General features: G+C 73.9%; 20 protein-coding genes and 1 tRNA gene. 8 read left to right on the forward strand and 13 right to left on the reverse strand.

The features are described 5' to 3' along the window. Positions 1-19 precede the first annotated feature (19 nt). Both DEF28_RS17945 and DEF28_RS17950 read right to left on the reverse strand, forming a co-directional pair. Positions 20-96, reverse strand: a tRNA-Met gene (locus tag DEF28_RS17945). A gap of 128 nt (positions 97-224) precedes the next feature. Next, positions 225-3,227, reverse strand: a complete 3,003-nt coding sequence (locus DEF28_RS17950) for a UPF0182 family membrane protein (protein ID WP_114398652.1) — start codon at positions 3,225-3,227, stop codon at positions 225-227. A 270-nt stretch (positions 3,228-3,497) separates the two neighbouring features. Between DEF28_RS17950 and DEF28_RS17955 the strand changes: the two genes are divergently transcribed. Beyond that, the gene (locus DEF28_RS17955; RefSeq protein ID WP_233515381.1) at positions 3,498-4,049 is read left to right on the forward strand and encodes a PPA1309 family protein; all 552 of its coding nucleotides are present in this window, start codon (positions 3,498-3,500) and stop codon (positions 4,047-4,049) included. Between the two features lie 39 nt (positions 4,050-4,088). Here DEF28_RS17955 and DEF28_RS17960 read toward each other — a convergent pair whose 3' ends face one another. Then, the gene (locus DEF28_RS17960) at positions 4,089-5,135 is read right to left on the reverse strand and encodes a YlbL family protein (protein WP_114398637.1); all 1,047 of its coding nucleotides are present in this window, start codon (positions 5,133-5,135) and stop codon (positions 4,089-4,091) included. Between the two features lie 279 nt (positions 5,136-5,414). On the opposite strand from DEF28_RS17960, the gene DEF28_RS17965 reads away from it, so the two are divergent. Beyond that, complete coding sequence (locus DEF28_RS17965) at positions 5,415-6,071, forward strand: hypothetical protein (protein ID WP_114398638.1); 657 nt, start codon at positions 5,415-5,417, stop codon at positions 6,069-6,071. Positions 6,072-6,089: 18 nt separating this feature from the next. On the opposite strand, the gene DEF28_RS17970 is transcribed toward DEF28_RS17965, so the two are convergent. Then, on the reverse strand, positions 6,090-6,527 hold the full coding sequence (locus DEF28_RS17970) for a molybdenum cofactor biosynthesis protein MoaE (RefSeq protein ID WP_181874346.1): 438 nt from the start codon (positions 6,525-6,527) through the stop codon (positions 6,090-6,092). Between the two features lie 53 nt (positions 6,528-6,580). Continuing rightward, positions 6,581-7,669 (reverse strand): NAD-dependent epimerase/dehydratase family protein, encoded by a 1,089-nt coding sequence (locus DEF28_RS17975; protein ID WP_114398654.1) that lies wholly within the window; start codon positions 7,667-7,669, stop codon positions 6,581-6,583. A 115-nt stretch (positions 7,670-7,784) separates the two neighbouring features. Between DEF28_RS17975 and DEF28_RS17980 the strand changes: the two genes are divergently transcribed. Genes DEF28_RS17980 through DEF28_RS17990 form a run of 3 tightly spaced genes read left to right on the forward strand, consistent with a single transcriptional unit; the run spans position 7,785 to position 11,092 of the window. Next, positions 7,785-9,200 (forward strand): zinc-dependent metalloprotease, encoded by a 1,416-nt coding sequence (locus tag DEF28_RS17980; RefSeq protein ID WP_114398640.1) that lies wholly within the window; start codon positions 7,785-7,787, stop codon positions 9,198-9,200. Further along, positions 9,197-9,772, forward strand: coding sequence for an NUDIX hydrolase (locus tag DEF28_RS17985; RefSeq protein WP_114398641.1), 576 nt, complete (start codon positions 9,197-9,199; stop codon positions 9,770-9,772). Before DEF28_RS17980 ends, DEF28_RS17985 begins: the two co-directional genes overlap by 4 nt. Continuing rightward, positions 9,773-11,092 (forward strand): cryptochrome/photolyase family protein, encoded by a 1,320-nt coding sequence (locus tag DEF28_RS17990; protein ID WP_114398642.1) that lies wholly within the window; start codon positions 9,773-9,775, stop codon positions 11,090-11,092. A gap of 418 nt (positions 11,093-11,510) precedes the next feature. On the opposite strand, the gene DEF28_RS17995 is transcribed toward DEF28_RS17990, so the two are convergent. Beyond that, positions 11,511-12,146 carry a DUF2064 domain-containing protein gene (locus DEF28_RS17995; protein ID WP_199493365.1) on the reverse strand — a complete coding sequence of 212 codons (636 nt, stop codon included), beginning with the start codon at positions 12,144-12,146 and terminating at the stop codon, positions 11,511-11,513. A 237-nt stretch (positions 12,147-12,383) separates the two neighbouring features. Beyond that, a complete protein-coding gene (locus DEF28_RS28505; RefSeq protein WP_220270009.1) occupies positions 12,384-12,923 on the reverse strand; it encodes a M48 metallopeptidase family protein in 540 nt (179 codons plus the stop codon). Positions 12,924-13,173: 250 nt separating this feature from the next. On the opposite strand from DEF28_RS28505, the gene DEF28_RS18005 reads away from it, so the two are divergent. Further along, a complete protein-coding gene (locus tag DEF28_RS18005) occupies positions 13,174-14,502 on the forward strand; it encodes an ABC1 kinase family protein (protein ID WP_114398644.1) in 1,329 nt (442 codons plus the stop codon). Between the two features lie 83 nt (positions 14,503-14,585). Here DEF28_RS18005 and DEF28_RS27610 read toward each other — a convergent pair whose 3' ends face one another. The 5 genes from DEF28_RS27610 to DEF28_RS18025 all read right to left on the reverse strand — a co-directional run bounded on the left by DEF28_RS27610 (position 14,586) and on the right by DEF28_RS18025 (position 18,748). Continuing rightward, complete coding sequence (locus tag DEF28_RS27610; RefSeq protein WP_158562870.1) at positions 14,586-14,744, reverse strand: hypothetical protein; 159 nt, start codon at positions 14,742-14,744, stop codon at positions 14,586-14,588. A gap of 75 nt (positions 14,745-14,819) precedes the next feature. Further along, complete coding sequence (locus DEF28_RS18010) at positions 14,820-15,098, reverse strand: WhiB family transcriptional regulator (RefSeq protein ID WP_114398645.1); 279 nt, start codon at positions 15,096-15,098, stop codon at positions 14,820-14,822. A gap of 200 nt (positions 15,099-15,298) precedes the next feature. After that, positions 15,299-15,607 (reverse strand): hypothetical protein, encoded by a 309-nt coding sequence (locus DEF28_RS18015; protein WP_114398646.1) that lies wholly within the window; start codon positions 15,605-15,607, stop codon positions 15,299-15,301. Positions 15,608-15,767: 160 nt separating this feature from the next. Beyond that, positions 15,768-16,652 carry an acyl-CoA thioesterase II gene (gene tesB, locus DEF28_RS18020; RefSeq protein WP_114398647.1) on the reverse strand — a complete coding sequence of 295 codons (885 nt, stop codon included), beginning with the start codon at positions 16,650-16,652 and terminating at the stop codon, positions 15,768-15,770. Then, complete coding sequence (locus DEF28_RS18025; protein ID WP_114398648.1) at positions 16,649-18,748, reverse strand: ATP-dependent DNA helicase UvrD2; 2,100 nt, start codon at positions 18,746-18,748, stop codon at positions 16,649-16,651. Before DEF28_RS18025 ends, tesB begins: the two co-directional genes overlap by 4 nt. A gap of 401 nt (positions 18,749-19,149) precedes the next feature. On the opposite strand from DEF28_RS18025, the gene DEF28_RS18030 reads away from it, so the two are divergent. Further along, the gene (locus DEF28_RS18030; protein ID WP_114398649.1) at positions 19,150-19,410 is read left to right on the forward strand and encodes a mycoredoxin; all 261 of its coding nucleotides are present in this window, start codon (positions 19,150-19,152) and stop codon (positions 19,408-19,410) included. A 60-nt stretch (positions 19,411-19,470) separates the two neighbouring features. Next, positions 19,471-19,968: an ANTAR domain-containing protein gene (locus DEF28_RS18035; protein ID WP_114398650.1), complete on the forward strand. Its 498-nt coding sequence runs from the start codon at positions 19,471-19,473 to the stop codon at positions 19,966-19,968. A gap of 167 nt (positions 19,969-20,135) precedes the next feature. Here the strand turns inward: DEF28_RS18035 and nudC are convergent, their stop codons facing one another. Then, on the reverse strand, positions 20,136-21,104 hold the full coding sequence (nudC, locus tag DEF28_RS18040) for an NAD(+) diphosphatase (RefSeq protein ID WP_114398651.1): 969 nt from the start codon (positions 21,102-21,104) through the stop codon (positions 20,136-20,138). Between the last annotated feature and the right edge of the window lie 37 nt (positions 21,105-21,141).

Genomic DNA, 21,141 nt, shown 5'->3' on the forward strand with positions numbered 1-21,141 from the left:
GAGCACCGGGCCTCCGGCTTGGTAGCGGGGACAGGATTTGAACCTGCGACCTCTGGGTTATGAGCCCAGCGAGCTACCGAACTGCTCCACCCCGCGTCGACGTTGTCCACCCTACCAGCCCCGCGGGACCGGATGCGCCGCCCGGCCGCGGGCGCCGCGAACGCGGCCGGGCGGGTGAGGCTCCTCGCCTCCCCCGCCCGGCCGGCGCGTCCAGCCGGTCGGTGCTAGTCGCCGCCCGGCTCGCGCGAGGCCTGCTCCGCGCGGTCGAGCGCCTCCTTCAGCTGCTCGTTCGCCTCGCCGTAGGCCGCGAAGTCGCCTTCCTGCAGCGCCTCCTGGCCGGCGTCGTAGGCGTCGGCCGCGTCCCGCAGCGCCGAGGCGAGGTCGCCGCTGGGCGCGGCGTCCTGCTGGCCCTCGTCGTCGGAGGCCCCGCCCTCCTCGGGCAGCGGAGTCTCGCCGCCCTCGAACAGGTTGTTCAGCGCCTCCTGGAGGTTGCGTCCGATGGCGACCTCCTCACCGAAGCCCACCATGACCTGCTGGAGCAGCGGATAGGACGCCTGGTCGCTGCCGCCCGCCTGGACGTAGAGCGGTTCGACGTAGAGCAGTCCGCCCGCGAACGGCAGGGTGAGCAGGTTGCCGTAGGTCACCCGTGCCGAACTCTGCTCCAGGGGCAGCAGGACCTCGCGTACGCCGGCGTCGGACTGGAAGGCGTTCTGCACCTGCCCGGGCCCAAGGATCACCGTGCTGCGCGGCAGCTCCAGCAGCCGCAGCCGCCCGTACTCCTCCGACGCCGGATCGCTGTCCACCGCCATGAACGCCGCGAGGTTCTCTCGTCCGCGCGGCACGAACGTCGACGTCAGCGAGAACGACGCGTCGTCGTCACCGGGGTAGCGCAGCGTCTGCCGGTACGGCGGCTCCGGGCTCTCGCCCTCCTTGGTCGGGTCCACCGGGACGTTCCAGAAGTCCTGACCGCCGTAGAAGGCGTTGGCGTCGGTGATGTGGTACCGCTTCAGGATCTCCCGCTGCACCTTGAACAGGTCGTCCGGGTAGCGCAGGTGGGACATGAGCTCGTCGCTGATGTCCTCGCGCGAGGTGACCACACCCGGGAACGCCTGGGACCAGGTCTGGAGCACCGGGTCCTCTTCGTCCCAGCCGTACAGCGTGACCGTGCCGTCGTAGGCGTCGACGGTGGCCTTGACCGAGTTGCGGATGTAGTTGACCCGGTTGCCCGGCAGCGCGTTGACGGCGTCGGTGCCCTCGGTGAAGGTGTCCGTCGTGGCGTTGGCGAGGTCGATCGAGGTCGCGTACGGGTAGCCGTCGGACGTGGTGTAGGCGTCGACGATCCACACGATCCGGCCGTCGACCACGGCCGGGTAGGGCTTGCCGTCCACGGTCAGGAACGGCGCGACCTTCTCGACGCGCTCGGCCGGGTCGCGCTCGTAGATGATCTGCGACTCGCTGTTGATGGCGCTGTTCAGCAGGATGTCCGGCTCCTGGTACTTCACCGCGTACAGGATGCGGTCGAAGAAGTTGCTGAGCTGGACGCCGCCGTCGCCGTCGTAGTGGTTGGTCGCCTGCCCGGAGTCGTTGGCCGACGCGGCGCCGTCGCCCTCCTCCTCGGGAGCGGGGGACTGCCCGCCCGCGCCGCCCTCCTGGCCGGCCTCCTGCTCGGTCTGGCCGTCGGCGGGCGCCTGGGCGTTGTCGGCCTCCGGAGACGCGGTGGGGGTGGCGGCGTCCTCGGAGGTGGGGACGTCACCGGCCTCGGCGTCGAGCGGGTAGTCGTACTCGGGCTCGGCGTTGACGATGACGTAGTCAGCGCCCTCGCGCCCGAAGTAGATGCGCGGCTCGTAGTCGCCGGTCTCCGCCGACAGCTCGCCGGTGGGCGGGATGTTGTACTCGGTGAAGACCGGGCGGCCCTCGGCGTCGACCTGGTTGCCCGCCGCGGCCACGATGCCGAAGCCGTGGGTGTAGACGAGGTGGCGGGTCAGCCAGTTGTCCTGCCCCTCGGGCGGCCCGCTCAGCTCGCGCATGGCGATGATGGTGTCGACGCTCTCGCCGTCGGCGTTCTGGTAGCGGTCCACGTCCAGCACCTCGGGGAACTGGTAGAAGCCGCGGACCTGCTGCATCTGCTGGAAGGTCTGCGACACCACCGAGGGGTCGACGAGGCGCACGCTGGGAATGGTGGACGCCTCCTGGGAGAGCTGCTGGGGGGTCAGCTCCGTCTGGGCGTCGTAGGTGGTGACCTCGGCGTCGGCGATCCCGTAGGCGTCGCGGGTGGCCTCGATGTTGCGCTGGATGTAGGGCTCCTCCAGCCGCTGCTCGTTCGGCCGCACGGTGAACTGCTGCACGATCGCCGGGTAGAGGCCGCCGACCAGCACCGCCGACAGCACCAGGAGGCCGAGGCTGACCATCGGCACCATGGCGTTCTTGAAGTAGATGTTGGCGAAGAACAACCCGGCGCACACCACCGCGATGATGGCCAGGATGATCTTGGCGTACAGCACCGCGTTCACGTCGGTGTAGGAGGCGCCGGTGGTGTATCCGCGGTTGGAGAACACCAGCCCGTACTGGTCCAGCCAGTAGGCCGCGGCCTTCAGCAGCACGAACACGCCCAGCAGCACCGACAGGTGCACCCGCGCGGCCGGCGTCGCGCGCTGGCCGTGCGACTGCAGGCGCACCCCGCCGTACAGGTAGTGCACGATGACGGCCGCGATGAACGCGATCACGACGGCGGTGAACAGGTAGCCCAGCAGCGCCCGGAGGAAGGGGTAGACGAACGTGAAGAACGAGACGTCGATGTGGAACTGCGGGTCCTCGGTGCCGAACTCCGTCGAGTTGGCGAACCGCAGGTAGGTCTGCCACTCGCCGCTGGCCGAGGCGCCGGTGAGCAGCGCCAGCACGCCGACAATTCCCCAGAAGAAGAGCTTGCGGTGCGGGTCCACCGACGACCGGTAGCGGTCCAGCCCCTCCTGCTCCAGGCTGAGCGGCCGGTTGAGCGGCCGCGTGCGGTAGGCGAAGTAGATGCTGGAGCCGACGACGAGAGCCATCACCAGCCCCGCGCCGGCGAACAGCAGTGCGCGGGTGCGCAACTCGGTCAGGAAGACCGACGTGTATCCGACCGAGTCGAACCACTTGTAATCGGTCCAGAAGTTCGCGGCCAGCATGATGCCCGCGATGATGACGACCACGGCTGCCGCGACGGGCGCGAGCAGCCGGGATCGACGGGGCATGCGCGCGGTCGGTGCGCCGGGCGGTCGGAAGCTCACGCCTCCCCCTCGTCATGGCTGATGATGGGTCCTACGGACAACGAAGACTTGTCCCTCACGTTGGCAACTCATGGCGGGACGCGCTTGGTTCCCGTTCCCCTCACCGAAAGCGGTTCTCCCCGGCACCGCGGGCGCGGGAGCCGGACACCGGCACCGGGACGGCTTCGGCGGGCTTGGGCGGGCCAAGGCGCCCCCTTGACCATACTCGCCGCCGGGGGTGCGGCGGCGTCGGCCATGGGCCACCATGGAGCGGTGTCCGATTCCACGTCATTCAACATCCGCGACGCCGTCCTGACCCTGGAGCGCCACGCCGCCGAGCAGGGATGGGACCAGCCGGTCCGCGTGTACGCCCTCGTCCCCACCACTGAGCTATTGGCACGCGAACCGGGGCTCGCGCGGCTGCTCGGGGTCTCCGAGCCGGTCGACAGCGCCGACCTGACGCCGGTCGAGCAGGAGCCGCTGCCCGCGGAGCTGCCGCTGGAGGAGGCGCTGGGCCGGATGGCCTGGCCCGAGGCGGTGGCGGGCTGCGCCCTGGTGATGGAGCGCCTGGTGCTGCGCGGCTCCGACGAGACCCTCGACCCGCCGCGCGGGGCCGACGCCGCCGCGTGGGCGCAGGACCAGCCGGGCCGCGAGGAGGTCCGCATGGTGGCGGGCGTGCTGCGCGACGGCGGCCGGCACGCCGCGCTGCGCATGCGCGCCTACGACAGCGACGACCAGGTGCTCAACGGGCCCGACCTCGTGCCGGCGCTCACCTCGGCGCTCGCGCTGACGCTGGACGAGGAGTAGCGGGCCCGGCCGCCGCCGCGGTCCGCCCGGGCGCGGGGCTCACGAGCAGCGCGGGAGCTCGTCCAGCCCCTCGCCGGTGCGGATCGCGTCGAGCGCCGCCACGGCGTCGTCCAGCTCCTCGACCGCGACCACCTCGATCTCGCCGGTGGCGGCGGAGTCGAAGGTCTGCGGGCAGCTGTCCGCGGCGACGAAGAAGTACTCGGCGCCCTGCCGCTGGGCGCTCACCATCTTCTGCTCGACCCCGCTGACCCCGCCGACCACGCCGTCCGCGGTGATGGTGCCGGTGCCGGCGATCTGGTGGCCGCCGGTGAGCCCGTCGGGGCTGAGGTGGTCCATGACGCCGAGCGCGAACATCAGGCCGGCGCTCGGGCCGCCGACGTCCCCGACGCTGATGTGCACGTCGAACGGGAAGGTGAGGTCGTCGCCGATGAGCGCCCCGACGGCGGCCTGCCCCTCCAGGTCGGTGGAGTCGAGGGGGATCCGCTCGGTCTCCCCGTCGCGCTCCACCGTCAGCTCCACGGGGTCGCCGGGCTCGCGGTCCCGGATCGCGCGCACGGCCTCCTCCTTGCCGACCACGGCGGCTCCGTCCACCTCGAGGATGACGTCGCCGGCCTCCAGGCGCCCCTCGGCGGGGAGCCCCTCGGAGACTCCGGCGACGACGGCCCTCCGCTCGTAGTCGATCTCCAGCTCCCCGAGGGCGGCCGCGACGGCGGCCTGCTGGGAGTCGTCCATCTGGAGGGTCTGCGTCTCGGAGATCTCCTCGACGCTGCGGTCCGGCGGGAAGATCGCCTCCTCCGGCAGCACCGCCTGGGTCGGCGAGAGCCACGCGCTCAGCGCCGTGAACAGGTCCAGCCGGGCCCCCGGGCCGCCGACGTACTGCACGGTGACCATGGACAGGCCGCCGTCGTGCTCGTAGCTCTCGTGCCCGTCGATCTGGATGATGCGGTCGCCGTCGCGCTCCCCCAGGGTGTTGAGCGCGAGCCCGGGCGAGGCGACGAGGTAGGGAACCGGGAGGAACATCCCCCCGACCGCGAGGCCGACCAGCAGGGCGGCCGCGACGATAAGGGTCATCGCACGACGGAACATGAGGGACAGCCTAAGCGCTGAGTCGTGCGGTCCTTCGCCGGGCGGGGCGGACGGGCGCGCGGGCGGGCGCGTCACCTCGGCTGGCGCCTCGTCCGCAACGTGGATCCCTGTCAGCGGCATGCGCCCCCTGGCCCCGGCGGCCCGACTCCGCGGCAGTCGCGTTCTCCGCCACGAGTCCAGCCCTGTCGCCCCCGGAGGATAAGCTCCGCCGGAAACGGGTCAGGGACCGTCGGCAGGCCGCCCAACCGCTCTGGCCTCCGCCGAAAGGACGCCTGTCCCATGCCAGAGCTCTACACGGTCTCCATCGACGCCGTGGCAGATCGAACCCTGCACGGCCGGATCCACCTCCTCGGCACCGACGCCCCCGTCTTCCCCAGCGTCCGGACCTTTCCGCTCCAGTTGCTGGTTGACGCGTGGGACCGGATGCGCAGCGGGACCGTGTCCCCCGGCGGGTGGGAGCGCTGGCACGTCACGGCGGACCGCGGCGTCGAGATCGCGACCGGCATGGAGCTGGCGGCCGAGTACAACGAACTGCACGCGCTGCTGGCGGGGACGGATGTCACCATCACGGCCGACGAGCACAGCAGCGTGGTTCGCTCGTTCAGCGCGGCGAAACCCGCGCTGGTCGCCAAGTACGGCATCGACTTCCAGATGGCCGGTTCCACGTCCCGGAGAGGGCACTTCATCCGCTCGGTCCCGGACTTCGCGGCCTTTCGCGACCGCGTCCCGCGGATCATCACGTCCTACCAGGTGGGCGAAGCGAACCGGAAGCTCCGGGAGGTCCCGCCGGAGGTGGTTCGCCACGAGAACGCGGGACCCCGTCCGCTCTCCGCCCATGACTTCGCCGAGTTCACCGCCATGGTCGCCGACACGCGCTACCTGGCGCACATGTCCGAAGGCATGTGCTGGCAGACCCCGTACGACGGCAGCGGATAGACCGGTACCGGGCTTCCGTCAGCAGGCGCCCACCCACTCGGCGTCGCCGTCGTCGAAGACCTGGTGCTTCCAGATGGGCACCTCGGCCTTGATGTCGTCGATCAGCCGGCGGCAGGCGGCGAACGCCTCCTCGCGGTGGCCGGCGGCCGCAGCCACGACCACGGCGACGTCGCCGACCGCGAGGTCGCCCACCCGGTGCAGGGCGGCGACCCGCCAGACCGGGCGGCCGTCCGCCGAGGTGTCGGCGACGACCTTCTCCATCACGCGGCGCATCTCGCCCTCAGCGCTCGGGTGGGCGGAGTAGGACAGCGCGGTGACGCCGCGGCCGTGGTCGTGGTCGCGGACCGTGCCGACGAAGAACGCGGTCCCGCCGGCCCGCGGGTCCTGCACGGCGGCGATGACCTCGTCGACCGAGAGCGGCCTGTCGCGCAGTGCCGCCAACGTGATGGGTTCCACCCTCATGACGGTACCAACTACGGCATCCCGGACCCCAGGCACCCCGGCCTGGGCTACCCCCGGCGCCGCTTGCGCAGGTGCCGCACGGCGGCGGCGGTGCCGATGGCGGCGACGGCGGCCCCGGCCGCGCTCGCGGCCGTGATCGTCGCCTCCTTGCGGCCGAGGGTGCGTCCGACGAGCGCGGGCGTACCGGACCGGGCGTCCAGCAGGGCGCGCAGCGCGTCGGCGTTGCCGTAGGCCGGCCGCCAGCCGGCGCCGCGCAGCGTGCCGCAGTCCACGACGCACGGGTAGACGAGGAAGCGCAGGTCGCTGGCGGGTGCGGGGGTGATGCCGACCTGGTGCAGCCGGCGGGTGGCCCCGAACGCCAGGTTCGCCGGCAGCTCGAAGGCGCGCAGGCCCGCGATCTCCCGGGCCTCCGCCTGGCCGAGCGCGCCGTCGCAGCCCACCGCGAGCGAGCCGTCCTTGCCGTCGATCCTGTGGCGGACCACGAAGTCCAGGGCGCTCGCCAGGTCCTCGACGTGGCAGAACTGCCAGGACTGCTCACACCCCTTGACGGTGAGCAGCCGCGGCGCGGAGAAGTGCCGGCTGAGCAGCGTGTCGAGGCCGGGACCGACCAGCGGCGCGGGGCGCACGACCGTCACCGACAGGCCGGGGTGCCCGCGCCGCGCGCGTTCGGCGAGCTCCTCGATCTCCAGGAAGTCGCCGACCAGCCCGTCCCCGGCCTCGGTCCGCAGCGGCGCGGTCTCCTCCAGCGGGACGGGGTTGGCCGGGTCGGCGCCGTAGACCATGGTGCCGGTGACGAGGACGACCCGGGGCACCCGCTCGGCCGCGGCCGCGGTGAGCACGGTCTGCGCGGCCCGGATGTTGCGCGCCCGGCGCTCCCGGGACGGGCGCTCCAGGGAGCGGTCGTCGTCGGTGTGCACCAGGACGTCCACCCCGGTGAGCCGGCTCGCCAGCCGCGGGTCGCGGACGTCCGCGATCCGCCAGACCGCCCCGTCGGCGTCGCCCCGCTGCTCGTCGAGGGCGACGACCCGGTCGATCCGGGTACTTCCGGCGGTGGAATCGGAACCCCCGGCGGCCAGCAGGCGTTCTACCAGCAAGCGTCCGACCCCGGTGGCGGCTCCGGTGACCGCCACCGTCAGTCCCCCGGCGGCCGTGCTGTGCTGTGGGCGAACCTGGCCAGATTGAGTGTTCACTCCGGGCGGCTCCCAGCTAACGTGACAGTGGAGACATTCCTATCCTGCCTGAGGTCTAATCGTGAGTGACCTGCCTTTTGGTTTCAGCATGTCGAACGACCCTGATGACGAGTCCGGGCGCCGGTCGGGGAACAACTCCGGCTCGGGGTCCGGCAGCGGCGGTCCAGGCGGAGACCTCCCGAACATGCCGGGTGGCTTCCCGTTCGGCGACCCGCAGCAGATGGCGCAGATGCTGCGCCAGTTCGCCGACATGATGTCGGCGCAGTCCGCCCCGGGCGCCGGCGGCTCCGGGACCGTCAACTGGGATATGGCCCGCAACATCGCCCGCCACCTGGTCTCCGAGCAGGGCGATCCGAGCGTGAGCGCGCACGAGTACGCCCAGGTGCAGGAGGCGCTGCGGCTCGCCGACCTGTGGGTGAACGAGGGCGCCTCGCTGCCCTCGGGCGTGCACACCATGGAGGCGTGGAGCCGCTCGGAGTGGATCGAGAAGACCATGGAGGCGTGGACGCGGCTCTGCGAGCCGCTGACCTCGCGCATCGTCGAGTCCATGGGGCAGAACCTGCCGGGTGAGATGCAGTCCATGGCCGGTCCGCTGCTGGGCATGGTGCGGCAGATGGGCGGGATGCTGGTGGGCCAGCAGGCCGGCCAGGCCATTGGCGAGCTGTCCCGCGAGGTCGTGGGCTCCACCGACGTCGGGGTGCCGCTCGCCGGTGACGGCCGCGCCGCGCTGCTGCCGCCGGGTGTCTCCGCCTTCGGCGAGGGGCTCGGCATCCCCCTGGACGAGGTGCGGCTGTACCTCGCCGCCCGCGAGGTGGCGCACCACCGGCTGTTCGGACACGTCCCGTGGCTGCGCTCGCACGTGTTCAGCCTGGTCGAGGAGTACGCGCGCGGCATGTCCTTCGACATGAGCGCGCTGGAGGAGAAGCTCGGACGGATCGACATCTCCAACCCGGAGGCGCTCCAGGAGGCGCTCAGCGGCTCTGAGGGGCAGGGGCTCTTCCAGCCGCAGGACACCCCCCAGCAGAAGGCGTCGCTGGCCCGGCTGGAGACCACGCTGGCGCTGGTCGAGGGCTGGGTCTCGGTCGTGGTGGACGCCGCGGTCGCCGGCCGGCTGCCGCACGCGGCCGCACTCGCCGAGGCCGCCCGGCGGCGCCGGGCGAGCGGCGGCCCGGCCGAGCACACGTTCGCCACGCTCGTGGGCCTGGAGCTCCGGCCGCGCCGGCTGCGCGAGGCCGCCGCGCTGTGGACGGCGCTGGGCGAGGCCCGGGGGGTGGACGGCCGCGACGCCGTGTGGCAGCACCCGGACCTGATGCCGTCCAGCTCCGACCTCGACGACCCCAGCCCGTTCGTGAGCGGCCAGGCGGGCACCGAGGCGGCCGACATCGACATCTCCCAGTTCACCGAGGACACCGGGAAGCCGGACGCCGAGGAGGACGGCGGCTCCGAGGGCCCGGACCGGCCGGACGACACCAGGTGAGCCCCGCCGGCACCGCGCTGCACGCGGACGCACGGGCCGTCCTGCGGTCGTGGACGGCCCCCGACCCGGCGCAGGAGGAGCTGCGCCGGGACTACCTCGCCCACCTGGACCGGCACGCCGACGGGGTATGGCGCTCCTGCCGGCCGGGCCACCTGACGGCGAGCACCGCCATCGTCGACCCGGAGGGCCGCGGCATGGTCCTCACGCTGCACCGCCGCATCGGCCTGTGGCTCCAGGTCGGCGGACACTGCGAGCCGGCCGACGGCACCCTGGCCGCCACCGCCCTGCGCGAGGCCACCGAGGAGTCCGGCATCCCCGGCCTGCGGCTGCTGCCCTCCCCGGTCCGGCTGGACCGGCACCGGGTACCGTGCGGCGGCGGGTCGTGGCACCTGGACGTCCAGTACGCCGCGATCGCGCCGGCCGGCGCGCCGCTGACCCGCGTCGCCGAGGAGTCCGACGACCTGGGGTGGTTCCCGGTCGACGCCCTCCCGGAGCCGTCCGACGACGCCTGCCGGGCGCTCGCGGCCGCCGCGTCGGCGGCGGTGCGCGGCACCGTCCCGAGCGGAGGCTGACTGGTGCACGCCGCAGTCGTCCTGTTCACCCGGGACCTGCGCGTGCACGACCATCCGGCACTGCGGGCCGCCGCGGCGGGCGGCGGCCCGGTCCTGCCGCTCTTCGTCCTCGACCCCGCGATCCTGCGGCGCGCGGCACGCAACCGCGTCGGCTACCTCGTCGAGGCGCTCGCGGACCTGCGGCGCGCGCTCCGGGACCGCGGCTGCGACCTCGTGCTGCGCGAGGGGGACACTGTCGCCGAGACGCTGCGGGCGGCGGAGGAGGTCCGGGCGGCGTCCGTCCACCTCAGCGCGGACGTCAGCGCGTTCGCCGCGGCCCGGTCCGCCCGGCTGCGCGCGGCGGCCCGGCGGACCGGCGTCGAGGTGCGGGAGCACCCCGGCGCCACGGTGGTGCCACCGGGGGCGCTGACCCCCGCCTCGGGCGACCACTACCGGGTCTTCACCCCGTACTGGCGGGCGTGGGAGGCCGCGGACTGGCGGGCGCTCCTGCCCGCTCCCGGCCGCCTGCCCGCGCCGCCGCGGATGCCCGTGGGCCGGCTGCCCGGTCGGCGGATCGCCGACCTGGGCCGTGGTGCCGCCGCTTCCGAGCGGGTACGCGGCGGCGAGTCCGCTGCGCGGGAGCGGCTGCGGCGGTGGCTGGAGTCGGGGCTGGCGGCCTACCCGGAGCGCTGCGACGACCTGGCGGCGGCCGGCACGTCCGGGCTGAGCGCGGACCTGCGGTTCGGCTGCCTGTCCCCGCTGGAAGTGGCGCGGCGGGCACGCGGGGCCGCGGGGTCCGGCCCGTTCGTCCGCCAGATCGCGTGGCGCGACTTCCACCACCAGGTGACGGCCGCGTTCCCCGAGATGCCCCGGCGCGACTACCGGCCGCGCGACCCGGCGTGGTGGCGCGACGATGACGACGCGTTCGAGGCGTGGTGCGCCGGACGGACCGGGGTGCCCATTGTCGACGCGGGCATGCGGCAGCTGCTCCGCGAGGGCTTCATGCACAACCGGGCGCGGCTCATCACCGCCGCCTTCCTGACCCGCACCCTGCGTGTCCGCTGGCAGCGCGGTGCCGACCACTTCCACACGCTGCTCACCGACGGCGACGTCGCCGACAACTACGGCAACTGGCAGTGGGTGGCCGGAACGGGGAACGACACCCGTCCCAACCGGACCATGAACCCGCTGCGGCAGGCTCGGCGGTTCGATCCGCGCGGGGAGTACGTGCGACGGTACGTCCCGGAGCTCGCGGGACTGCGACCGCCGCTCGTGCACACTCCCTGGCGGGCACCGGACCGCCCGGCGGACTATCCGCCCCCGCTGGTCGTCCTGGACTGATCCGGTGGCGCGGTGGGCGGCGCGGGCGCGGCCGGTGCCCGGCCGGCGCGGCGGCGCACCGGGCAACGTCCACCCGAACGCGGACCGCGGGACGGCGATCCCCCCCGTCCGGGGAGCCGCCGTCCCCCGGGACCAGCGCTGGCGGCGCCCCGGACACCGGGCGCTACGGGCCACCCCCTAAGCCGCCTCCAGCGGCGCTCGGAGGCCGTCCCGGCAGCCCTCGGTCCGATGGCTACCCGGGCGGGTTCGGGAGCGGCCTGGACGGGCCGGCGTGGTGCGGCCGTTGGCCGGAGGGCCGGACATGGCCGTCGAGACGGACGTAGCGCGCGGCGAGGAGGGCGGAGGGAATGCGGCTCCGGGCCCCGAGAGCCGCGACGCGTCGAGACCGGGAGCCGCGAGCCGTGCGGCGCGGCCCGCCTCACTCCTGCCGGACGCCGCCGCCCAGCAGGGCTCGGGTGGCCTCCCACCCCTCCAGACCCGGGTCGAGCCGGTGCACGTCGGCCGGGGAGCGCAGGCGGTGCCAGCCCGGCACGGTCGCCAGGGCGCCGCGGCGGGGGCGCGCCGAGGTGAGGGCGGCGAGCGCCGCCGGATCGTCCAGCGTGAGCGTGCCCAGCCAGCCGGGGGCGGGCAGGCGGGCGGCGAGCGCCACCAGGGCGCCGTCCTCCGCCGGGCACACCGCCACTTCGGCGCTGGACAGCGCGCGGAACAGCTTGCCGATCAGCAGCGGCGGCAGGTCCGGGGCGTCGGCGGCCACGAGCACCGCCTGCCCGGCGTCCGGCCCGGCCAGGGCGTCCAGCGCGCGGCGCACCGGCCCGGGGCCGTGGACGGCGAGCACCGGCGTGCCCGGCCACGTCAGGTGGGACACCTGTTCGGCGAGGGCGGTGGGCGGGCCGTCGTCGGCCCACACCACGACCGCGGGGTCGCACAGCGCCAGCCCGGCGACGACCTCGTAGGTGTCCTCCGCCACCGCCGCGGCGAACCGCCGGCCGTCCACGCCGGGCGGCGGCCCCGATCCGGTTCCGGAGGTGACGAGTACGGCGGCGATGCGCTGCACGGGGACTCCTTCTTCGTTCGCTGGCCGTAGCGCGTCTCATCCGGGTCCCGGAGCACGCAGGTTGTACTTTCCGATCCCGCGCCACGGGAGGCGCGCCGCCCGTTCACGCCACGGGAGGCTGTCCGCCCATTCCCGCCACGGGAGGCTGTCCGCCCGGTCCCGCCACGGGAGACGTTCCGCCCGTTCACGCCACGGGAGGCTGTCCCCCCATGAAGGGGGCTCGGTCGGGGGCCCCGGTCAGGGGGCCTCGGCGAAATCGGCGGCGCCGGCCGCCGCGAGCCGGGGGGCGGCGCTGACGCCCTCCAGGTAGCCGCGGGCGCGGTCGGCCTTGGGGTAGCGCTTGACCAGTTGCCAGAAGTCGCGCCCGTGGCCGGGAACGGACAGGTGGACGAGTTCGTGGATGAGGACGTAGTCGACCACCCACCCCGGCATCCCGGCCAGCCTCCGGGAGAGCCGGATCGAGCGGTCGGCGGGGGTGCACGATCCCCACCGGTTGTTCTGGTTGTCGACCCACCGCACGCTGGCGGGCCGCACCATGTCGCCGAGGTAGCGTTCGGCGAGCTCGGCCGCCCGGGCGTGCAGCGCGTCGTCGCTGGGCCGGCGCTTCTCCTCGCGCGCCTCCAGCCGCTCCAGCATCCGGTCCACCCAGCGCTGCTCCTCGGCGGGCGAGAAGCTGGCCGGCACGAGCACAACGGTCTTCTCCCCGTCTCGATAGGCCGCCACGGTTCGCCGACGACGGGAGCTCCGGCGCACCTCGACATGTGTGTTGGGAGGCACAAATTCAAGGTAGCTCAGACTTGACAGGTGCCACAGGGCCCGGACGCGGCGCCGGCGGCCGGCGCCCGTACCGGGGCGCCCGGCGGCACCGGCTCCGCGAGGGCGGCGACCCCGCCGAGCATGCGAAGCGCGGGCGCGGAGCCGGCCGCTTCCGGCCGCGACCGGCCCGCGAACGGCCAGATCACGATTCGGTCGCGGACAACGGCCGGGTGGCCCTTCCTTCGCCGCGGCGAGCGGTGACAATGAGACGGTGAGCGATCTGCCCCGACGCGCGTTCACGCGCACCGCGAAACTGGCGTCCCTCCCGCTCGGGTTCGCCGGCCGGACCACCATCGGCCTGGGTCGGCGGATCGGCGGCCACCCGGCCGACGAGGTCAGCGAGGACGTCCACCGCCGGACCGCCGAGCACCTCTTCGAGGTGCTCGGCGACCTCAAGGGCGGCGCGATGAAACTCGGCCAGGCGCTGTCGGTCTTCGAGGCCGCGCTGCCCGAGGAGCTGGCCGAGCCCTACCGCGCCACCCTCACCCGCCTCCAGGAGGCCGCACCGGCGATTCCGGCCGGCACCGTCCACGAGGTGCTGCGCGAGAGCCTCGGCCCGGACTGGCGGCGGCTGTTCCGCTCCTTCCCCGACGAGCCCGCCGCCGCGGCGTCCATCGGCCAGGTGCACCGCGCCGTCTGGCACGACGGGCGCGAGGTTGCGGTCAAGGTCCAGTACCCGGGGGCGCGCAAAGCGCTGCTCAGCGACTTCCACCAGCTCGCCCGGATCAGCCGGATGTTCACGGTGATCATGCCCGGGTTGGAGGTCCGGCCGCTGCTCGCCGAGCTGAAGGACCGCATCATCGAGGAGGTGGACTACGGGCTGGAGGCCGACGCCCAGACCGGGTTCGCCCAGGCCTACGCCGGCGACCCCGACATCGCCGTGCCGGCGGTGCTGGCCGGGCACGACCGGGTGCTGGTCACGGAGTGGCTGACCGGGCGGTCGCTGTCGGCCGTCATCGCCGACGGCGACCGTCGCGAGCGCGACCACGCCGGTCTGCTGTACACCCGCTTCCTGTTCTCCGGTCCGGAGCGGGCGGGGCTGCTGCACGCCGACCCGCACCCCGGCAACTTCCGGCTGCTGCCCGACGGGCGGCTGGCGGTGCTCGACTTCGGCGCGGTGAACCGGCTCCCCGACGGTTTCCCGCCGGCGTTCGGGCGGCTGGTCAGTATCGGCCTGCGCGGCGACGCCGCGACCGTGGTGCGGGGGCTCGTCGACGAGGGGTTCCTGCCGGCGGACTCCCGGGTGGACCCCGAGGCGGTACTGGAGTTCCTGATGCCGTGCGCCGAGCCGGCGCGGAGCGAGCGATTCGCCTTCACCCGGGACTGGCTGCGCGGCGAGGCGCGGCGGGTCACCCGGCGGCAGCCGGACGGCGTGCTGCGGGAACTCAACCTGCCGCCGTCCTACCTGCTGATCCACCGCGTGGTGCTCGCGGCGGCCGGCGTGCTGTGCCAGCTGGAGGCGGAGGTGCCGGTGCGCGGCGAGATCGCCCGCTGGGTTCCGGGTTTCCTGGACGGCGCGGCGGACCTCCCGCGGGGGTGACCGGATCCGGCCGGGCGCGCCCGGCCGGATCCAGGTCCGGAGACGGGGAGGGGCGCGGCCGGGTGTCCGGCCGCGCCCCTCCGTCAACACAGGCGCGCGAACCTCATTTCGATGACTGCCTGTTCCGCCCGGCGGCGCTCACGCAGCTGGGCGCGCAGCGACCGTGCGTCGAGCCGCTGCCGCTGGCTGTCGCGCTTCTCGTCGGCGGTCTTCTGGAGCTGGACGAGCTCGTAGAGCAGCATTGGTCTTCCCTGTTTCTGAGTTGATGGAGCGAGCGAGAGGTGTGGCGGTTCCGCCCGGCCGGGCGGCTGTCCGGACTAGGCCGCGACCGGCTGGGCGTCCTTGCGGGGACGACCGCGCGGGCGCTTGCGGGCGACGACCTGACCGGCGACGAGCAGCTGGCCGCCCCAGACGCCCCACGGCTCGCGCCGTTCCAGGGCGTCGGTCAGGCACTGCTCACGCACCGGGCAGTCCGTGCAGAGCGCCTTGGCGGCCTCGACGTCAGCCGGGGCCTCGGCGAAGAAGAGGTCCGGCTCCTGCCGGCAGGGGACCTCAACCCTTCCGAGCCACGGAGTTTCCAGGACCGACGCGAGCATCGGTGTCCTCCCTGTCGTTTGCGTTCAACGCGGTGGGCGACGATGTCAGCCGGGATTTCCCCGGCGATGGGGCCTTGACCTGCGCCGATGACCGGAGAGTCCGCACCCGTGGCGGGTGGCGAAGGCTCCGATGACAGCAGAATGGCCGCGGCCCCGATGTGGGGATCCGCGGCCACGGGAGGACGAGCCGGCCTTGTGGGCTAGGCCGGTGAGCTCCGTGGACACATCCCCACTGCGCCCGAGGGGCGCGGGGTTCCTGCCAGGACGGATTCGGTCCAGAGACGCCGGTATTGGCGCTTGACGAGCGGACCGTCGATGGGCGAACTGCCGCCTGCGGCCGCGCCGGAGACCATGCCTCCGCCGACGCGCTGCGACCCGCGCTCCGCACCGATGCCGGCACCGCCGCGCACGGGAGACGCGACGCCGCTGCCGATGGACACGACGGTGCCGTGATCGGCACCCCGAACAGCCAGGAACGACTCGAAGACCTCAGAGTTCAGGATCAGCATTTGACGGGGCACCTCCTCACATGTGAAGCCGCGTGATGTTGTCACGCGACCGGCCCGAACGTGATGGCGTAAAGCCTAAACGGGTTCCGGGAAACCCGGCAACCTATTTTTGACCTGCGGTTTCGGCAGGTACCGGCTGGGGCGGGGAGCCGGAACCGGCTCAGCCCTGCTCCCCCCGGTCCGCGACGAGCCGGATCAGCCCCTCCTGCACGACCGAGCACACGAGGTCGCCGCCGCGCGTGTAGACGAGCCCGCGGGCCAGCCCGCGCGCCCCCGACGCGGTGGGGGTCTCCTGCGCGTACAGCAGCCAGTCGTCGGCCCGGAACGGGCGGTGGAACCACATGGCGTGGTCCAGGCTGGCCATGGCGATGCCCGAGAACGACCGTCCGTGCGCGAGCAGCACGGTGTCGAGCAGCGAGAGGTCGGACGCGTACGTCATCAGGCAGACGTGCAGCAGCGGGTCGTCGGGCAGGGTCTCGCCGACCCGCAGCCAGATGAGGTTGCGGGTGGTGCGCAGGCTGGGGTCGTGCTCGGCCTCGATCGACAGCGGTCCCACCGGGCGGATGTCGATGGGATGCCAGCTCGCGAACCGCGGCACCCGGCCGACGGCGTCGTAGAGCCGCTCCCGCATGGTGGGCAGCTCGTCGGGCAGCGGAACGTCGGGCATGGCCGCCTGGTGCTCCAGGCCCGGCTCCACGTGGTGGAAGGACGCCGAGAGGGTGAAGATGGCCTTGCCGTGCTGGATGGCGGTGACCCGGCGGGTCGTGAAGGAGCGGCCGTCGCGGACCCGGTCGACCTCGTAGACGATCGGCACCGCGGGGTCGCCGGGCCGGATGAAGTAGGCGTGCAGCGAGTGCACGAACCGGTCCGAGGGGACCGTGCGCCCGGCCGCCACCAGCGCCTGGCCGGCCACCTGCCCGCCGAAGATGCGCTGCGGCCCGCCGTCGGGGCTGCGGCCGCGGAAGATGTTGACCTCGATGGGTTCGAGGTCGAGGATGCCGAGCAGTCCGTCGAGCGTCTGTCCGGTGTGCGGTTCGGGTGTCACCGCGCCTCCTCTCCCGGGCCGTCCGCGGCGCCGCCCTCCGACGCGGGCTCCTGCCCCGCGCACAGGGCCAGCACGGCGTCGCCGTAGCGTTCCAGCTTCACGGCGCCGACCCCCGAGATGCGGGACAGCTGGGCGGCGCTGGTGGGCACGTGCTCGGCGACGGCCTGCAGCGTGGCGTCGGTGAACACGACGTAGGCGGGCACCTGCTGCTCCGAGGCGGTCTCGCGCCGCCACGCCTTGAGGCGCTCCAGCAGCTCCTCGTCGTAGTCGGCCGGGCAGTCGGCGCAGCGGCCGATCTTGCGTTCGGCGGCGTCGGTGAGCGTGGCCGAGCAGATCCGGCACTGCACCGTGCGGGCCTGCCGGCGGCGTTCGGCCCGCTGGCCGGCCAGGGACGGCGACGCCGGGCGCAGCCCGTCCAGGAAGCGGGACGGCTTGCGGCCCCGCCGCCCGCCGGGCGCCCGCGCGAGCGCCCAGGACATGGCGAGGTGCTCGCGGGCGCGGGTGACGCCGACGTAGAACAGCCGGCGCTCCTCCTCGATCTGCTCGTCGGACTCCGCGTAGACGATCGGCAGCATGCCCTCCGTGAGCCCGACCAGGAAGACCGCGTCCCACTCCAGGCCCTTGGCGGAATGCAGCGAGGCCAGGGTGACGCCCTCCAGCTCGGGGGCGTGCTCGGTGGCCACGCGGGCGTCGAGCTCGGTGGCGAAGTCGGCCATGGTGGCGCCGGGGCGGGCCGCCGCGACGTCCTCGGCGAGCTGGGCGAGGGCCGCCAGCGACTCCCAGCGCTCGCGGGCCTGGCGTCCCTCGGGCGGGGTCTCGGTGAGCCCGAGCGGCACCAGGATGTGCCGGACCGTGGCGACCAGGGGGTCGCCGTCGGCGCCGTTGCGGGCGCCGCGCAGTGTGTGCACCGCCTGCCGGATCTCGGGGCGGTCGAAGAACCGGGTGGCGCCGCGCACCGTGAAGGGCACGCCGGCGTCGGACAGCGCCTGCTCGTAGGTCGCCGACTGGGAGTTGGTCCGGAACAGCACGGCGATCTCGCGGGCGGCGGTGCCCGACTCGATGAGCGCGGCGATCTTGCGGGCCACGGAAGTGGCCTCGGCCGGCTCGTCGTCGTACTCGGTGTAGGTGGGGTCGGGGCCGTCGGGGCGCTGCGCGACGAGTTCCAGCCGGTGCTGGGCCGCCGGCCCGCGGGCGTGGCTCAGCGAGGCGTTGGCCACCCGCACGACCTGCGGGGTGGAGCGGTAGTCGCGGACCAGCCGCACGACGGTGGCGTCGGGGTAGGCGGCGGAGAAGCCGGTGAGGTAGCCGGGGGTGGCGCCGGCGAAGGAGTAGATGGTCTGGTTGGGGTCGCCGACGACGCAGACGTCGTCGCGGCCGCCCAGCCAGGCGTCGAGGAGCAGCTTCTGCAGCGGGTTGACGTCCTGGAACTCGTCGACGACGAAGTACCGGTACTGGTCGCGGACCCGCTCGGCGATCTTCGGGGAGTCGGTGAGGATGGCGGCGGTGAGCTCCAGCATCGACTCGAAGTCGAGCAGGTTGCGCTCGCGGCGCAGCTCCTCGTAGGCGTCGTACACCCGGGCCACGTCGCGTGCGGCCATGGGCGCGGTACGGCCGGCCTTGGCGACGGCGGTCTCGTAGTCGGCGGGGCGGACCTGGGTGACCTTGGCCCACTCGATCTCGCTCGCGACGTCGCGCAGGCCGGTGCGGTCGAGCTGCAGCGCGCACCCGTGCGCGGCGTGCGCGACGAGCTGGATCTTGCGGTCGACGAGCGTGGGCGCGGGGCCGCCGACGGCCTCGGGCCAGAAGTAGGAGAGCTGGCGCAGCGCCGCGGCGTGGAAGGTGCGCGCCTGCACCCGCGGCGCACCGAGGGCGCGCAGCCGGCCGCGCATCTCGCCGGCGGCCCGAGTGGTGAAGGTCACCGCGAGGACCTGCTGCTCGGCGACGACGCCGCTCGCGACCGCGTAGGCGATGCGGTGCGTGATGGCGCGGGTCTTGCCGGTGCCCGCGCCGGCCAGGATGCACACCGGTCCGCGCACCGCGCGCGCCGCCTCCAGCTGCTCGGGGTCGAGTCCCTCCAGCACGCGGTCAGGATCCATGTGGCTGCGTCTCCAATCCGCCAGTGGTGCGGGCGCCCCGCCCTCCCCGGGGTGGCGCCGCGTTGTGCGTGCGGTCCCGCCGCGCCGCCGGCCGCCGCCCGGCCGGGGCCGGGCCGCCCGCTCACGGTGGCCGCGGTCGTGGCGGCCGGGTCCGCCGCCCCAGTCTCTCAAGTATCGGCCAACGGCAGGGCGGGACCGCCGACCTGGTTCCGACCCTGTGGACGGCCGGCCGTTCCGCCGCCGGAAAGCGGCGTGTCCGGCGCGGCGGATGGCGGTTCCCGGGAACCGACTCGGGCCGACCCGCGTCTGAGCTGCCGACCTCGACCGCGTTTGGGAAGCTCGGCACGGTTTTCGGCGTTGCTCTAGGCGGTGAATGTCCACACGGGAGAAGGAGACGCCCCATGACCACCCCCACGACCGCGCAGATCACCATGTACACCACACCGTGGTGCGGTTTCTGCCGGCGGTTGAAGAGCCAGCTGGGGCGCGAGGGCATCGCGGTCAACGAGATCGACATCGAGCAGGACCCGGCGGCGGCGGAGTACGTCATGCGGGTGAACGGGGGGAACCAGACCGTGCCCACGGTCGTGTTCGCGGACGGCACCGCGCTGACCAACCCTTCGCTGTCACAGGTCAAGGAGAAACTCGGGGCGCAGTCGTAGTCGCGGCCGCCACCCGGCGGCGGCCGGAGGGCGGCCCCGCTTCGGCTACGGGGAAGTGAAATGGGGGAAGACGTGACGCCTGACAGTACGGTTCTCGGTGACGACCAGTCCGCGGTCCGCCTCATCCGGCGGACGCCCGGCGGGTGGCGCGTGCAGTCCGGCGAGGAGCTGCCCGACCTGCTCAACGCCATGGTGCTGGCGGACCTGCTGGCCACCGAGGAGGACACGGGTGAGCCCGGGGCGTCCGCTCCCCCACGCGCTGACGAGCACGCGAGCGAGGTCGAGCGCCTGCGCGTGACGGTGACGCAGCTGGAGCACGCCCTGCGCACCCGGGTGGTCGTGGAGCAGGCCATCGGGGTGCTCTCGGAGCGGTACCGGCTCACGCCGCGCAAGGCGTTCGAACGGCTGCGCCACGAGGCCCGCTCGCGCGGCCGAAGAGTCGCCGACCTCGCCAGCGAGGTCACCACGAGCGCGCACAACCCGCTGACACCGCTGCCGCGCGAGCTCGCGCGCGAGGGCGCGGCGGCGCAGGCGGCACCGGCGCGCCGCAGGGCGTAGCCGCGGACGGGGCCGTCAGGGGGCGGCCCCGCCGTCGTTCACCGCTGCGGGCGGGGTGAAGCCCCCGTTCACGCCACGGGAGGCTGTCCGCCCGTTCACGCCACGGGAGGCTGCACCCCAGCAAGCCGCGCTGGGCAAGCGCCGCCCCCGGCCGCCCGGCCGACGGATCACCACCCGCCCGGCAGCTCCGCGCCGTGCCAGTGCTCGATGAGCTTGCGGGCGATCGAGACCGGTCCCGGCAGCAGCACCTCGCCGCTCTCCGCGGCGGCGTAGAGCTCCTCGCGGGTGAACCAGCGGACGTCCTCGATCTCGTCGTGGTCGGTGCGCCGCGCCTCGCCCACCGCACGCGCCTGGTAGCCCAGCATCAGGCTGCGCGGGAACGGCCAGGGCTGGGAGCCCAGGTACTCGGGCTCCGCGACCGCGACCCCGACCTCCTCGGCCACCTCCCGGATCACGGCCTGCTCCAGCGACTCCCCCGGTTCCACGAACCCGGCCAGCACCGAGTAGCGGTTCTCCGGCCACCGCGGGTTGTGGGCGAGCAGGCACTGCGCGACCCCGTCGGCCTCGCGGTGCACGAGCATGATCACGGCCGGGTCCATGCGGGGGAAGTTCTCGTTCCCCTCGCGGTCGCACACCCGGACGTGCCCGGCGGCGGCGCTGCGCGTGGTCGACCCGCAGCGCGGGCAGAACAGGTGCGTGACGTGCCAGTTGGCCAGCGCCACGGCGTGGGTGAGCAGTCCGGAGTCACGGGCGTCCAGGAGTGCTCCGACATCGCGCAGCGAGGCCGCCCTGGCACCGTCGCCCTCCGCGAGCTCGGCCCCCGGTTTGGCGCGCACGGCGAAGTAGGCGTGGCCCGCCTCGTCCTCGCCGAGCAGGTAGCGGTCGCCGTCGGGGGCCTCATGCGGGCTGACGAGTACCAGCCGCGGGCCGTCGGGGCCGTCGGTGACCAGCGCGCGGGACTGGCGGGCCATGAGCCCCTGCCAGCCGTACTCCCCCGGGTCGCCGCCCTCCAGGACGAGCACCCGCGTGTTCGGGTCGGCCCAGGCGGATGCCAGCCACACGTCGTCGGTGCGGCGGTGGGAGGCCACATCGACGACGCCGCGGGAGAGGGCCGGGGTGAGGTGTGTCTCAGGCATCGTGCTTTCTCGATGGTTCGCGGGGCGGGTGGGGGGC

It is taken from the genome of Marinitenerispora sediminis, assembly GCF_003336425.1.
In the GTDB taxonomy this organism is placed as follows: domain Bacteria; phylum Actinomycetota; class Actinomycetes; order Streptosporangiales; family Streptosporangiaceae; genus Marinitenerispora; species Marinitenerispora sediminis.